The sequence below is a fragment of the Streptomyces sp. cg40 genome (assembly GCF_050320165.1).
GTDB lineage: Bacteria > Actinomycetota > Actinomycetes > Streptomycetales > Streptomycetaceae > Streptomyces > Streptomyces hokutonensis.
Map to the genome: position 1 here is coordinate 3,127,178 of NZ_CP190128.1, position 13,820 is coordinate 3,140,997.

At 69.7% G+C, this 13,820-nt stretch carries 12 protein-coding genes; 3 read left to right on the forward strand and 9 right to left on the reverse strand.

All coding sequences use genetic code 11. From position 1 onward, the window contains the following. The first annotated feature begins 100 nt into the window (after nucleotides 1-100). Entirely contained in the window at nucleotides 101-1,771 is a 1,671-nt protein-coding gene (locus tag ACQHII_RS13585) for an ATP-binding protein (protein WP_427919560.1), read from the forward strand. Further along, complete coding sequence (locus ACQHII_RS13590) at nucleotides 1,768-2,448, forward strand: response regulator (protein WP_019072930.1); 681 nt, start codon at nucleotides 1,768-1,770, stop codon at nucleotides 2,446-2,448. The genes ACQHII_RS13585 and ACQHII_RS13590 overlap by 4 nt, the downstream gene beginning before the upstream one ends. Nucleotides 2,449-2,461: 13 nt before the next feature. On the opposite strand, the gene ACQHII_RS13595 is transcribed toward ACQHII_RS13590, so the two are convergent. From ACQHII_RS13595 to ACQHII_RS13605, 3 genes are all read right to left on the reverse strand, one after another. Then, nucleotides 2,462-3,523 (reverse strand): ABC transporter substrate-binding protein, encoded by a 1,062-nt coding sequence (locus ACQHII_RS13595; protein WP_019072929.1) that lies wholly within the window; start codon nucleotides 3,521-3,523, stop codon nucleotides 2,462-2,464. Between the two features lie 76 nt (nucleotides 3,524-3,599). After that, nucleotides 3,600-4,478 carry an ABC transporter permease gene (locus ACQHII_RS13600; protein WP_427919561.1) on the reverse strand — a complete coding sequence of 293 codons (879 nt, stop codon included), beginning with the start codon at nucleotides 4,476-4,478 and terminating at the stop codon, nucleotides 3,600-3,602. Then, nucleotides 4,468-5,283 (reverse strand): ABC transporter ATP-binding protein, encoded by an 816-nt coding sequence (locus ACQHII_RS13605; protein ID WP_427919562.1) that lies wholly within the window; start codon nucleotides 5,281-5,283, stop codon nucleotides 4,468-4,470. The genes ACQHII_RS13600 and ACQHII_RS13605 overlap by 11 nt, the downstream gene beginning before the upstream one ends. Before the next feature lie 159 nt (nucleotides 5,284-5,442). Here ACQHII_RS13605 and ACQHII_RS13610 point away from each other — a divergent pair, with 159 nt between their 5' ends. Next, complete coding sequence (locus tag ACQHII_RS13610; protein WP_019072926.1) at nucleotides 5,443-6,135, forward strand: response regulator; 693 nt, start codon at nucleotides 5,443-5,445, stop codon at nucleotides 6,133-6,135. A gap of 49 nt (nucleotides 6,136-6,184) precedes the next feature. Here the strand turns inward: ACQHII_RS13610 and ACQHII_RS13615 are convergent, their stop codons facing one another. The 6 genes from ACQHII_RS13615 to ACQHII_RS13640 all read right to left on the reverse strand — a co-directional run bounded on the left by ACQHII_RS13615 (nucleotide 6,185) and on the right by ACQHII_RS13640 (nucleotide 13,401). Beyond that, nucleotides 6,185-7,777: a solute symporter family protein gene (locus ACQHII_RS13615; protein ID WP_427919563.1), complete on the reverse strand. Its 1,593-nt coding sequence runs from the start codon at nucleotides 7,775-7,777 to the stop codon at nucleotides 6,185-6,187. Further along, a complete protein-coding gene (locus ACQHII_RS13620) occupies nucleotides 7,774-8,334 on the reverse strand; it encodes a DUF485 domain-containing protein (protein ID WP_427919564.1) in 561 nt (186 codons plus the stop codon). Before ACQHII_RS13620 ends, ACQHII_RS13615 begins: the two co-directional genes overlap by 4 nt. 69 nt (nucleotides 8,335-8,403) lie before the next feature. Then, on the reverse strand, nucleotides 8,404-9,090 hold the full coding sequence (locus ACQHII_RS13625; RefSeq protein ID WP_427919565.1) for a response regulator transcription factor: 687 nt from the start codon (nucleotides 9,088-9,090) through the stop codon (nucleotides 8,404-8,406). Beyond that, the gene (locus ACQHII_RS13630; RefSeq protein ID WP_427919566.1) at nucleotides 9,087-10,238 is read right to left on the reverse strand and encodes a sensor histidine kinase; all 1,152 of its coding nucleotides are present in this window, start codon (nucleotides 10,236-10,238) and stop codon (nucleotides 9,087-9,089) included. The genes ACQHII_RS13625 and ACQHII_RS13630 overlap by 4 nt, the downstream gene beginning before the upstream one ends. Beyond that, nucleotides 10,235-10,759, reverse strand: a complete 525-nt coding sequence (locus ACQHII_RS13635; protein WP_427919567.1) for a DUF1453 domain-containing protein — start codon at nucleotides 10,757-10,759, stop codon at nucleotides 10,235-10,237. The genes ACQHII_RS13630 and ACQHII_RS13635 overlap by 4 nt, the downstream gene beginning before the upstream one ends. 521 nt (nucleotides 10,760-11,280) lie before the next feature. Next, a complete protein-coding gene (locus ACQHII_RS13640) occupies nucleotides 11,281-13,401 on the reverse strand; it encodes a DNA gyrase/topoisomerase IV subunit B (RefSeq protein WP_427919568.1) in 2,121 nt (706 codons plus the stop codon). Nucleotides 13,402-13,820: the final 419 nt, after the last annotated feature.

A 13,820-nucleotide genomic window follows, 5' to 3' on the forward strand; every position in this document is an offset into this window, starting at 1 on the left:
AAATCGCCCTCTCCTGGAGGTCACTTTCCCCAAGAATTGGTCAAGAGATCCACGCCACACCCCTGGGGCGGGTCCCGTCCCGGCACGTACCTTCGTGGGTATGAGCCCCACCCCTCTCGCACGCCGCCGTCGCCTCGGGCTGCCGCGGCGGGTGTTCTCGCAGGTGCTGCTGATGCAGCTGGCGATCGCCGCGGGAGTCGCGGTCCTGGCGACCGGGCTGTTCCTCGCGCCGCTGAGCAAGCAGCTGGACCAGGAGGCCATGAACCGCGCCCTGGCCATCGCCCAGACCACCGCGCAGCAGCCGCAGATCATCAAGGACCTCCAGAACACCCCTCCGCGCGCGGACGGCCCCGTGCAGAAGGAGGCGGAGCGGATACGGAAGGCCACGAAGGCCGAGTACGTGGTGGTGATGGACTGGCGGGGCGTGCGCTGGTCGCACACCACTCCGAGCGAGATCGGCCGGTTCGTCTCGACCTCTCCCGGCCAGCCCCTGGCCGGTCAGGAGGTCAAGGAGATCGACAAGGGCACCCTGGGCCGCTCGGCCCGCGGCAAGGTGCCGATGCGCGGTGCCGACGGCACGATCATCGGGGCCGTCTCCGTGGGTATCAAGTACGACAGCGTCCGCGCACAGCTGATCAGCGCGATCCCGGGGCTGCTGGCGTACGCCGGGGGCGCGCTCGCCGTCGGCGCGCTGGCGGCCTGGCTGGTCTCCCGGAGGGTCCAGCGGCAGACCCGGGACCTGGCCTTCTCGGACATCTCGGCGCTGCTCTCGGAGCGCGAGGCGATGCTGCACGGCATCCGGGAGGGCGTCGTAGCCCTGGACCGCGCGGGCCGCATACGGCTCCTGAACGACGAGGCACGGCGGCTGCTGGGCATCGGTGACGAGGCGGTCGGCCGGTCCCTGGACGAGGCGCTCGGCGAGGGACGTACGACCGACGTGCTGGCGGGCCGGGTGACCGGCACCGACCTGCTCGCCGTCCGGGGCCAGCGGGTCCTGGTCACCAACCGGATGCCCACCGACGACGGAGGTGCCGTCGCCACCCTGCGCGACCGCACCGAACTGGAGCAGCTGGGCCGGGAGTTGGACTCGACCCACGGCCTGATCGACGCCCTGCGCGCCCAGGACCACGAGCACGCCAACCGGATGCACACCCTCCTGGGGCTGCTCGAACTGGAGATGTACGACGACGCCGTGGAATTCGTCGGCGAGGTGGTCGGCGATCACCGGGCCACGGCCGAACAGGTCACCGAGAAGATCCAGGACCCCCTCCTCGCCGCCCTGTTGGTGGGCAAGGCGACGGTCGCGGCCGAACGGGGCGTCGCCCTGTGGATCTCCGACCGGACCTGGCTGCCGGACCGGCTGATCGACCCACGGGGGTTGGTCACGGTGGTCGGCAACCTGGTGGACAACGCGCTCGACGCCGTCGGAGGCACACCGCACGCGCGCGTGGAGGTCGAATTGCGGACGGAAGGGCGGACAGCGGTGCTCCGGGTGCGGGACACGGGACCCGGAATCCCGGAGGAACAACGAGAGTTGATCTTCACCGAGGGCTGGTCCACGAAGAAGCCCCCGGCCCACGGCAAACGCGGAATCGGCCTCTCCCTGGTGCGTCGGCTCGCCGAACGGCAGGGCGGCAGCGCGCTGGTGACGGAGGCGCTCGGCGGGGGCGCGGAGTTCGTGGTCGTGCTGCCCGAGGCACTGGCCGAACCGGACCTGGAACCCGCTCTCACCGCCTCCGGGGAGACCGTCACCGAGGAGGACTCCCGATGATCGAGGTCCTGGTCGTCGACGACGACACCCGGGTCGCCCGGGTCAACGCCGCCTACGTCGAGAAGGTGCCCGGCTTCCACGTGGCCGGCGAGGCCCACAACGCGGCCGACGCGCTGCGCCAGTTGGAGACGCTGCCCCGCCTCGACCTGGTCCTCCTCGACCACTACCTGCCCGACGAGACGGGCCTGGCGGTCGTCCAGGAGATGCGCCGACGCGGCCACCAGACCGACGTGATCATGGTGACGGCGGCCCGGGACGTGACGACCGTGCAGGCGGCGATGCGGCAGGGCGCGTTGCAGTACCTGGTGAAGCCGTTCGCCTTCGCGGGGCTGCGGGCCAAGCTGGAGGCGTACGCCGAGCTGCGCCGCACCCTCGACGGCGGCGGCGAGGCCGAACAGGCCGAGGTGGACCGCATCTTCGGCGCCCTGTCCACGCCGTCGGAGCCCGGTCTGCCCAAAGGGCACTCCCCCACCACCGCGGAACTCGTGCGGCAGTCCCTGATGAACGCCGAAGGCCCCCTGTCCGCCCAGGAGATCGCCGACCGCACCGGGGTGAGCCGGCAGACCGCCCAGCGCTATCTGAAGCTCCTGGAGCGCACCGGACGGGCCAGGCTGACGCTCAAGTACGGCGACGCGGGCCGCCCGGAACACCGTTACGTGTGGGCGACCCGCGCCTGAGAGGCACGGCCGGTCAGCCGGTCGCGTTCTTCACGAACTCGGTCGTGTACGTCTTGTCGAGGTCCACGTCGGCGTTCTTGATGGTGGGGTTGAACGCCTTGAGCACCTTCTCGACGGTCTCCGGGCCGTTGGCCGGCATCACGCCGTCCTTGGTGAACATCGGCAGCGTGCTCTTGATCGCGTCGGCGTAGAGGGTCTTGTTGCCCTGGGAGTAGTCGGCGGGCATCTTGTCGGCGATCTCGGTGGCACTGTGTGTGGACATCCACTTGAGCGTCTTGACGAATGCATTGACCATCTTCTGCACAGTTGACTTGTGGCTGTTCACCCAGTCCGTCTGCATGTACAGACTTGACGACGGGTACGGCCCACCGAGCGCCGCCTGCGATCCCTCGGGCGTCCGCATGTCGACGAGGATCGTGCCGGCCTTCTTGTCCAGGATCGTCGCGACGGTCGGGTCGGTCGTCATGCCGGCGTCGATGGAGCCCTGTTGGAGGGCTGCCACGAAGGTCGGTCCCGCCCCCACGGCGACCGGGGTGAACTCGCTGACGTTGACGCCGTTCTTGACGGCGAGGTACTTGGTGAGGAAGTCGGTGGAGGAGCCGAGGCCGGTCACGCCGAGCTTCTTGCCCTTGAAGTCCTTGGCCGACTTGACCTTCCCGGCCGCCTTGGTGGACACGACCTCCACCTCGCCGGGCGCCTGCGAGAACTGCACCACGGACTCGACCGACTTGCCCTTGACCTGGAGGTCGAGCGTGTGGTCGTAGAAGCCGACGGCTCCCTGGACCTGCCCGGAGACGAGCGCGGTCTCGGCCTGGACGCCGGCCGGTTCGCTCAGCAGCTCGACGTCGAGGCCCTCGGCGTCGAAGTAACCGAGCCGCTGGGTGAGCATCGCGGGCAGGTAGATGACCTTGTCCAGGCCACCGACCATGATCTTGACCTTCTCGCCCTTGCCGTCGCCCTTGGCGCCGGAGCCGGTGGAGGCGGTGCTGGCCGCGTCGTTGGCGCAGGCGGTGAGCGAGGAGAGGGCGAGCAGGCCCGAGGCGGCCAGGGCGGCGTATCTGGCGGTCTTGCGCATGGCGGTTCACGTCCTTGTGAGGGTGCGGTGCGGGGAGGCAGCGGGGCTCTTCAACAGGGGCCCCGGGAGGGGCCGTTCAGCTGTCGGAGCCCGACGGCTTCCAGCGGAAGATGCGGTTCTCGGCGAAGGTGAGGAGCCCCTCGGCGACGAGGGCGACGACCGCGAGGATCACCATCGCGGCGTACACACCGGCCGCGTTGAAGGTGCCCTGAGACTGCGCGACGAGCAGGCCGATGCCCTTGGTCGCGCCGATGTACTCGCCGACGATCGCGCCGATGAGGGCGAAGCCGAAGCTGACGTGGAGGCTGGTGAAGATCCAGGAGGTGGCGGACGGGATGACGACCTGGAGGGTCACCCTGCGGTCGCTGGCGCCGAGGATGCGGGCGTTGGCGACCAGGTTGCGGTCGACCTCGCGGGCGCCCTGGAAGGCGTTGAAGAACACCGGGAAGAAGACGAGCACGACGGCCGAGGCGACCTTGGAGGCCGGTCCGAGTCCGAACCAGATCACGAAGATCGGGGCGAGCACGATCCTCGGTATGGAGTTGAGCACCTTGATGTATGGACCAAGGATGTCGGCGAGCAAGGTGATCCGCCCCAGCGCGATACCGAACACGACACCGGCGATCACACCGATGATCCAGCCCAGCAGCGCCTCCTGGAGCGTGAACCAGATCTGCTCCCCCAGAGAGCCGAGCGCGGTCCCGTGCATCACCCAGGTGTAGATCTGGTCCCAGATCTTCGAGGGCATCGAGAAGTTGAACGGATCGATGACCTTGGCCCGGGAGAGCGCCTCCCACAGACCGAGAACGGCGACCAGGAGCAGCACTCTCGCCGCCCCGACACCGAGCTTGCGTTTACGGGCGGCACGCGCGCGTGAATGGGCGCGGTCCGTCTTGCCGCCGGGCTCGGTGACGGCCGTGGCGACCCGGTCCTCGGGTATGACGTCAGGCGACATTGGCCGCACCCCTCTCGCGCGTGATGCGGACCTCTTCGCCGAGGGACTCCCAGATCTCGCGGTAGATCTCGATGAAGCGCGGCTCCAGGCGCACGGATTCGACCTTGCGGGGCCGAGGCAGGTCGATGTCGAAGACCTGCTTCACGGTGGCCGGCCCGGCGGTCATCACGACGACCTTGTCGGCCAGCGCGATGGACTCCTCCAGGTCGTGGGTCACGAAGACGACCGAGGCGCCGGTGCCCTCCCACAGCTCCAGGAGCTCGTCCGACATCAGGGCCCTGGTCTGCACGTCGAGCGCCGAGAACGGCTCGTCCATCAGCAGGATCTCGGGGTCGTTGACGAAGGTCGCGGCGAGCGCGACGCGCTTGCGCATACCGCCGGAGAGCTGGTGCGGATAGCGGTCCTCGAAGGCGGAGAGCCCGACCCGGGCCAGCCACTCGCGCGCCTTCGCCCTGGCCTCCGCCTTCGGTACGCCGCGGAAGCGCGGGCCCGCCATGACGTTGGAGAGGACCGTGCGCCAGGGGAAGGTGGCGTCCTGCTGGAAGACGAAGCCCACCTTGTCGCCGACGCCGGAGACCGGCTCCCCGGCCACCAGCACATCGCCCTCGGAGGGCTCTTCCAGTCCGCTGACGAGGGTCAGCGTGGTCGACTTGCCGCAGCCCGTGGGGCCCACGACCGCCACGAACTCGCCACGTCCTACGGTGAGATCAAGCCCCCGTACGGCCGTGTGCAGACCCCCCGACGGGGTCCTGAAGGTCTTGCTCGCGCCCCGCAGCTCGATGGCGGGGCTGGTGTCTACGCTCATGGCGGGGACCGTAGATGTGGCCCGGACCACGACAGGAGTCTTCTGGGCGCAAGCCGTTCTTTTGCTCGCAAGAGCCTGTTGTGCTCGTTTTGCTCGCGCTACAACTGCGGAGCCGAAACACGGGCTTAACGCTCGCCTGGCCTTGAGGAAAGAGGCCCAATGATTGACGTCATGGTCGTGGACGACGATTTCCGCGTCGCCGAGATCAACGCGAAGTACGTGGGAAAGGTTCCCGGTTTCCGGGTCGCCGCCCGCGCACACAGCGCTGCGCAGGCGCTGGCCACCGTGGAACGCGGAGCCATCGACCTCGTACTGCTCGACCACTACCTGCCCGACCAGACGGGTCTCGAACTCGTCCACCGCATGCGGCAACAGGGCCACACCACCGACGTCATCATGATCACGGCGGCCAGCGATGTGACGACCGTGCAGCGGGCGATGCGCCTCGGCGCCCTGCACTATCTGGTCAAGCCGTTCACCTTCGCCGCGCTGCGCACCCGCCTGGACTCGTACGCCGCCCTGCGCCGCACCGTCGACCGCGTCGGCGGGCGCGGCATCGCCGGCCAGGAGCAGGTCGACCGCATCTTCGGCGCCCTGCGCACGACCACCGCACCGGCCTCCCCCGGTCTGCCGAGCGGCCACTCGGAACCGACCACCGACCTGATCTGCGGCGTCCTGCACCGCGCCGGCCACCCGCTCTCGGCCCACGAGGTCGCCGCCGAGACCGGCCTGAGCCGCTCCACGGCGCAGCGCTACCTCCGCCACCTGGAACAGGCCGGCCGCCTCCGCCTCTCCCTCAAGTACGGCGACACCGGCCGCCCCGAACACCGCTACGCCTGGGTGGCGCCGTAGCCCCGCGGGGTCGGCAGCGGCTCCCGTACGACGGCGGAGGTCGCCCCGGCTACACGGCCCCCGCCCCCGTCAGCGCCCGTACCTCGGTCTCCGCGTGTTTCGCCTCGTCCGGGATCTCCGGCGAGGTGACCGTGCCCAGCCAGCCGGCCAGGAAGCCCAGCGGGATCGAGACGAGGCCGGGGTTCTGGAGCGGGAAGAACTGGAAGTCGACGCCCGGGAACAGTGAATCGGGGCTGCCCGACACGACCGGCGAGAGCAGCACGAGGGCCAGCGCGGGGATCAGTCCGCCGTATACGGCCCAGACGGCACCGCGGGTGGTGAAGCCGCGCCAGAACAGGGAGTAGAGCAGCACCGGAAGGTTCGCGGAGGCGGCGACGGCGAAGGCCAGGCCCACCAGGAAGGCCACGTTGAGGTCCCTGGCGAGCAGGCCCAGCGCGATCGCGATCACCCCGATGCCGACCGCCGCCGTCCGCGCCACCGCGACCTCGCTGTACGGCTTGGCGCGGCGGCGGCGCAGCGACGCGTAGAGGTCGTGGGCCACGGAGGCCGAGGAGGCCAGCGTGATCCCGGCGACCACCGCGAGGATCGTGGCGAAGGCCACGGCGGCGACGATCGCGAACAGGACCGTGCCGCCCGTGGAGTCGGCGCCGCCGCCGAGGTCGAGTGCCAGCAGCGGGACCGCGGTGTTCCCCGCCGCGTTCGACTTCTTGAGGGCCTCCGGTCCGACGACGGCGGCTGCGGCGAAGCCGAGCACGATCATCATCAGGTAGAAGCCGCCGACGAGCCCGATCGACCAGACCACCGAACGGCGTGCGGCCCGCGCGGTCGGCACGGTGTAGAAGCGGGACAGGATGTGCGGCAGTCCGGCCGTACCCAGCACGAGCGCCAGGCCCAGGCTGATGAAGTCGAACCGCGCGGTCCAGTCCCCGCCGTACTTGAGCCCCGGCGCCAGGAACGACAGGCCGTGGCCGCTGCGGTCGGCCGCGGTGAGCAGCAGTTGGTCGATGTTCCCGTGGAAGCGCAGCAGCACCAGCACCGTCAGCGCGACGGTGGTGCTCAGCAGCAGGATCGCCTTGACGATCTGGATCCAGGTGGTGGCCCGCATCCCTCCCAACGACACATAGATCACCATGAGCGCGCCGACGCCGATGACGGTCCACGCCCGCGCGGCCGGGCTGGTCCCGCCCAGCAGCAGTGACACCAGACTGCCCGCGCCCACCATCTGTGCCACCAGATACAGAACGGACACGGCGACCGAGGAAGTTCCCGCCGCGATCCGCACGGGCCGCTCGCTCATCCGCGCGGCGACCACGTCGGCGAGCGTGAACCGCCCACAGTTGCGCACCAGTTCGGCGACCAGGAACAGCACCACGAGCCAGGCGACGAGGAAGCCCACCACGTAGAGCATGCCGTCGTAGCCGTACAGCGCGATGAGTCCGGTGACGCCGAGGAAGGAGGCGGCCGACATGTAGTCGCCCGCGATGGCAAAACCATTCTCCATCGGGGAGAAGAGCCGCCCGCCCGCGTAGAACTCCTCCGCCGAGCCGTGCCGGTTGCGGCTCACCCAGGTCGTGATCCCCAGGGTGACGGCGACGAACCCGCTGAACAGCAGCAACGCCAGCGTCTGATGATTGCCCGTCACAGAACACCGCCTCGGACACCACGCGTCAGTTCCTGGGTGTCCCACCGCAGTTCGAGCGCGGCCCGGTCCCTGCGCAGCCGCGCATGGCGGGCGTACGCCCAGGTCAGCAGGAACGTGGTGAGGAACTGCCCGAGCCCCGCGACCATCCCCACGTTCACGGCGCCGGCCACGGGCCGAGCCATCAGTCCGGGCGCGGTCGTCGCCGCCACCACGTAGGCCACGTACCAGGTGAGGAAGACGATCACGCCCGGCACCACGAACCTCAGATACCGGCTGCGCACCTCCTGGAAGGCCGCGCTGCGCTGCACGTCGAGATACACGTCCCCGGCCCGCAGCGCCGGTCCCCCGTCCTCCCTGCGCGCGGCCGGCACCTCGGGAGCGAGCGCCCCCGTGCCGTCCAGCTCGCCCCAGCCGGACGCGAGTGCGTCGTACCACGGGTCGTGGTACCTCACCTTTCCGGATGCCTCGGCGGGGGTCGGGTCATGACCTTCGTGGTTGTCGGCCGGCCCCTCGTGACCACTCGCGCCACCGCGGGGACGGCCGTTGCTTGACTGCATGCCCAAGGATGGACAGAACGGGAAGATCCCCGACTCTTCTTCTCCCGGGTCTTCACCCCATCAGGTGACTCAACCCGCTGGTGGCCGCACCAGTCCCTTCCCGTAGGCGTAACGCACCGCCTGCGCGCGGTCCTTGAGCCCCGTCTTGGCGAACAGGTTGTTGATGTGGGTCTTCACGGTCGCCGTGGAGACATGCAGTTCGCGGGCGATCTCCTGGTTGGTCAGGCCCTCGGCGATCAGCACCAGCACCTCGGCCTCCCGCGCGGTGAGCCCGTCCGGTGGCTCGGCGGGATCCGGCGAGGGCTGCGGCTCGGGGTCCGACAGGCGTTCCAGCAGCCGCCGTTGGATGCTCGGCGACAGACCCGCGTCCCCGGAGAGCACGCTCTGCACGGCCCGTACGATCTCGTCGCCGCCCGCGTCCTTGGTGAGGTAGCCGCGTGCTCCCGCGCGCAGCGCCGGGAAGAGTGACGCGTCGTCCGCGAAGGTCGTGAGCACCACGACCTGCGTTCCGGGATGTTCCGCGCGGATCCGCCGGGTCGCCTCGACACCGTCGCAGCGGGGCATGCGCAGGTCCATCAGGACGACGTCCGGGGCGAGTTCGGCGACGAGCCGCACCGCCTCGTCCCCGTCGACCGCGGCGCCGACGACCTCGATCCCGGGCAGCAGTCCCAGCAGCATCACGATGCCTTCCCGTACGACGGTCTGGTCGTCCGCGACCACGACCCGCGCGGGTTTCTTCAAGGCCGCCTCCGTCATGCGGGCACCTTCAGCGTCACCACGAATCCCTCCTCCTCCGGCCCGGCCCGCAGTGAACCACCCAGCAACTCGGCTCGTTCCCGCATGCCCAGCAGACCGTACCCACCTCCCGCACCGGTCAGTTCACCGGGCGAACCGCCAAAGTCCCGTACATCCAGCCGCACTTCGTGCTCGCCGTACTCCAGCCGAAGCAGCACCTTGGCGCCCGGGGCATGCTTGCGGACGTTCGTCAGGGCCTCCTGGGCGACCCTGCGCACGGCCTGCGAGGCCTCGGCCGAGAGCTGCCGCCGATCACCCGTAACAGTGACCTCCGCACCGGCCGTCGTAGCGACGATCTCGGTCAGGAAGTCCTCCAGCGGGGTCATCTCGCCCCGCAGGGCGGACAGGGCCTGCCGGGTCTCGGCGAGGCCGTCCCGGGCCATTCCCCGTGCTGCCACGACCCGTTCGAGGATCGTCTGCCGGTCCGCGCCCCGCTCGATCAGCAGCCGGGCAGCCTCCAGGTGCACGAGCTGGGCCGAGAGGCTGTGTGCCAGCACGTCGTGGATCTCCCGGGCTATACGGGCCCGTTCCGCCAGCGCGGCGGACTCCGCCTCGGCCGCGCGGGCCATGCGTTCCTGTGCGAGCAGCCGCTGGGCGTTGCCCCGCGCCTCGGCGTCGAGGCGGAGCGTGTAGCCGGCGAGGGCCAGTCCGGCTGTCGTGACCGCGGTGGTCAGCCATACGTCGTTGTTGACCGCGGCGTAGGTCGCGAGGGAGACCGATGTCACGGGGAGGGCGACCGCGATGGGCAGCCGCTCCAGCGAGGTAACCGCACATCCGCACCAGACGACGAGGGCCGGGACCGTGAAGCCCGCCGCCTGTCCCGCGATCGCGATTCCGATGAGCGCGGCGATGAGGCCCAGCGACGGCCAGAGTCTGTGGGCGAGGGTGGTGCGCCAGAAGCCCCAGGCGAGGGTCGCGGTCACGAGGATCCCGGCAATGCCGCCGGCGAGGGCCCAGCCGTGGAGGTGGTGGCCGGTGTAGGCGCCCCACAAGAGCACGCCGAGCACCAGCAGCCGCACGGCCCAGGCGAGCAGGCGCCGGGGCCGTGAGACTCCCGCCCGTGTCAGCGCCTCCCGCGAGGGCCAGCGCGTCCACGCGTTCTCCGTCACGCGCGCTCCTTCCGGGCGGGCCTCGTCATGCCGAGACCGTACGCCGGGGCGGGTCCGGCCGTCCCGGTGACGGACTGGGCCCGCCAGACCAGGACGCCGGAGCGAACCAGCAGCGTGGCCGCGAGACCGAGCATCAGGGCGGAGCTGTTCTGGTGCACGCCGATCAGCGCGCCAAGGGCGATGAGGCCGACGCGCAGGGCTATGCCGACGATCCAGACGCCTCCGCTCGCCTTGGTGCTCTTGCTCCACACGGAACCGTCCGCCTCCACCCACAGGCGTGTGGTCCAGGCCCAGCCGGCGCCGGTGGCCAGCCCGATGAGCAGCTCGACACCGAGCAGGAGGGCCGACTCGGTGTGGTGGTGCGCGTCGAGTATGCCGGGCTCGCGGAGGGCGACGACGGCGAGGACGGCAGGGAGGAGCCACCAGCGCCGGTCGGTCCCGATCTGGCGGGCGCTGAACTGTCGCGCGATCACCAGGGCGGCGACGGCCACGATCACCAACGCGTTGACGAGCCCGGACATCAGAGCCTCCGTGAGCGGAAGGGGATGTCGGCGGCGAGCGCTGCCGACGCCTTCGAAGCTACGGAAATTCGCAGGTCGGCAGATCGGCGCCAGGGTGGATCGTGGGTGGATCCTCCGACCGCACCGACCTCCACCCACGGGTGGAGCGGACCGACGGCGCCGAGTTTCGGCCGGTGCCTCGGCTCCGGCCCCGGTGCGGTTCCGGGCCGGGGGCCAAGACCGGGATCGGTTTCGGCCCTGGCCCGGGGTTGGGAGCCGACCGGGGATCGGAGTCAGGACCCGCCCCGAGCCGACCCGACCTGGCCGAGACCAGAACCGGACCTCGAATCGGGACCCGAGCCGACGTCCGGCGCCACCGGGCAGACGTTGACCGCCAGGCGGCGACCGTCAGACGTCAAACGCCGGGCACCGGCCGGCCCTCGGTTCCGGGCCCGGATCGGGCTCGGAACGGGACCGGAGCCGATGCCCGGCGCCGCCGGTCAGACGTCGTCTGTCACACGTCGTCTGTCACACGTGGGCGATCACGCGTCGATGCGCGACCGGTCCAGGGTCGCGGCCGAGCTGGAGATGAACTCCTTGCGCGGTGCCACGTCGTTGCCCATCAGCAGATCGAAGACCTGCTCGGCCGCGTCCAGGTCGGAGAGGTTGATCCGGCGCAGGGTGCGGTGACGGGGGTCCATCGTGGTCTCGGCCAGCTGGTCGGCGTCCATCTCGCCGAGACCCTTGTAGCGCTGGATGGAGTCCTTGTACCGGACGCCCTTGCTCTGGAACTCCAGGAGCTTCTCGCGCAGTTCGCGGTCCGAGTACGTGTAGACGTACTTGTCCTGGCCCTTCTTGGGCTGGACGAGTTCGACCCGGTGCAGCGGCGGCACCGCGGCGAACACCCGGCCGGCCTCGACCATGGGCCGCATGTAGCGCTGGAAGAGGGTCAGGAGCAGACAGCGGATGTGGGAGCCGTCCACATCGGCGTCGGTCATCATGATGATCTTGCCGTAGCGGGCCGCGTCGATGTCGAAGGTGCGGCCCGATCCCGCTCCTATGACCTGGATGATGGCGCCGCACTCGACATTCTTCAGCATGTCGGTGACGGACGACTTCTGGACGTTGAGGATCTTGCCGCGGATCGGCAGCAGCGCCTGGAACTCGGAGTTCCGGGCGAGCTTGGCGGTACCGAGCGCGGAGTCTCCCTCGACGATGAACAGTTCGCTGCGCTCGACGTCGTCGCTGCGGCAGTCGGCGAGCTTGGCGGGCAGGGACGAGGACTCCAGGGCCGTCTTGCGGCGCTGCGCGTCCTTGTGCTGCCGGGCCGCGATACGCGTACGGGCAGCGGCGACGGCCTTCTCCATGACCACCCGGGCCTGGGCCGCCGCGTCGCGCTTCGTCGAGGTCAGGAAGTCCTTGAACTCCTTGGTGACCACGTTGGTGACGATACGGCGAGCCGCCGACGTACCGAGCACCTCCTTGGTCTGGCCCTCGAACTGGGGCTCGGCGAGTCGTACGGTGACGACCGCGGTGAGGCCCTCCAGGGCGTCGTCCTTGACGACGTCGTCCTCGGCGACACGCAGCAGCTTCTTGGCGCGCGCCACCTCGTTCATCGTCTTCACGATGGCCTGCTCGAAGCCCGCGACGTGGGTGCCGCCCTTGGGCGTGGCGATGATGTTGACGAACGACTTGAGGGTCGTGTCGTAGCCGGTCCCCCAGCGCAGCGCGATGTCGACACCGAGTTCACGGGTGACCTCGGTGGGTGTCATCTGGCCGTGGTCGTCCAGGACGGGCACCGTCTCCTTGAAGGTGCCCTGACCCGTCAGCCGGAGCACGTCGCAGACCGGCTTGTCGGTCGCCAGGTACTCGCAGAACTCGCTGATGCCGCCGTCGAAGCGGAAGGACTCCTCGCCCTTGCTGCCGCCCTCGCCGAGGCCGTACTCGTCGCGGACGACGATGGTCAGACCGGGCACCAGGAACGCGGTCTGGCGGGCCCGCTGGTGCAGGTTCTCCAGGGAGAGCTTGGCGTCCTTGAGGAAGATCTGGCGGTCCGCCCAGTAGCGCACGCGCGTGCCGGTGCGGGTCTTGGGGACCCGCTTGGTCTTGCGCAGACCACCGGGTTCGAACGCCGCGTCGGGACCGGCGGTGGCGAAGGAGCCGGGCACACCGCGCCGGAAGCTGATGGCATGGGTACTGCCGCCGCGGTCCACCTCTACGTCGAGCCGCGCGGACAGGGCGTTCACCACGGAGGCACCCACGCCGTGCAGACCGCCGGAGGCGGCGTAGGAGCCGCCGCCGAACTTGCCGCCGGCGTGCAGCTTGGTCATGACGACCTCGACACCGGAGAGACCGGTCTTGGGCTCGACGTCGACCGGGATGCCCCGGCCGTTGTCCCGCACCTCCACGGAGGCGTCGTCGTGGAGGATCACCTCGATGTGGTCGCAGTAGCCCCCGAGGGCCTCGTCCACGGAGTTGTCGATGATCTCCCACAGACAGTGCATCAGGCCACGGCTGTCGGTCGACCCGATGTACATGCCCGGGCGCTTGCGTACGGCCTCTAGCCCCTCAAGGACGAGCAGGTGCCGCGCGGTGTAGTTGGAACCGTCCCGGTCTGCTCCTGCCAGCAGCGCTGTCGACGGCACGGACGTTTCGGCGGTCACGCGGTTCGCTCCTCGCTGAATTTCAGATGAGGCCCTTTTGGGTAAGGGCTCGGCTTCGGTTGCCGCTCAGAGGGTACCGAGGCCTGGTAGAGCCGTTGTAACGCCACCCTCGTCTCCTCCTCACAGTAGTCCAGGGTCGTATACCTGTTCGATCCCTCGATGGAGTGAAGTACATATCACGTTCCCTTCGGGGCATGAACCATTTAGGCTCCGGGCACGTCCTCATGAACAACCGGCAACCCAGCCGGGAGGACCGACCCCTGACCCACAGCGCGAACCCGTACAGACACATAGACACGCAATACGGCACATTCGCCGCCAACCGGCAGCAGACAGCAGCCCCGGAAGATTTTTTCGAGGAAAAGCCCAGAGCGGGAACGTTTTCGGGCTGGTTGGATGTTGACCCTGGTACGACAGCT

What these genes read in the sequence shown, in the direction of transcription:
- ACQHII_RS13620 (WP_427919564.1), bottom strand. Translation starts at nt 8,334, where the DNA reads ATGCAGTCAAGCAACGGCCGTCCCCGCGGTGGCGCGAGTGGTCACGAG.
- ACQHII_RS13625 (WP_427919565.1), bottom strand. Translation starts at nt 9,090, where the DNA reads ATGACGGAGGCGGCCTTGAAGAAACCCGCGCGGGTCGTGGTCGCGGAC.
- ACQHII_RS13635 (WP_427919567.1), bottom strand. Translation starts at nt 10,759, where the DNA reads ATGTCCGGGCTCGTCAACGCGTTGGTGATCGTGGCCGTCGCCGCCCTG.
- ACQHII_RS13585 (WP_427919560.1), top strand. Translation starts at nt 101, where the DNA reads ATGAGCCCCACCCCTCTCGCACGCCGCCGTCGCCTCGGGCTGCCGCGG.
- ACQHII_RS13610 (WP_019072926.1), top strand. Translation starts at nt 5,443, where the DNA reads ATGATTGACGTCATGGTCGTGGACGACGATTTCCGCGTCGCCGAGATC.
- ACQHII_RS13595 (WP_019072929.1), bottom strand. Translation starts at nt 3,523, where the DNA reads ATGCGCAAGACCGCCAGATACGCCGCCCTGGCCGCCTCGGGCCTGCTC.
- ACQHII_RS13590 (WP_019072930.1), top strand. Translation starts at nt 1,768, where the DNA reads ATGATCGAGGTCCTGGTCGTCGACGACGACACCCGGGTCGCCCGGGTC.
- ACQHII_RS13600 (WP_427919561.1), bottom strand. Translation starts at nt 4,478, where the DNA reads ATGTCGCCTGACGTCATACCCGAGGACCGGGTCGCCACGGCCGTCACC.
- ACQHII_RS13605 (WP_427919562.1), bottom strand. Translation starts at nt 5,283, where the DNA reads ATGAGCGTAGACACCAGCCCCGCCATCGAGCTGCGGGGCGCGAGCAAG.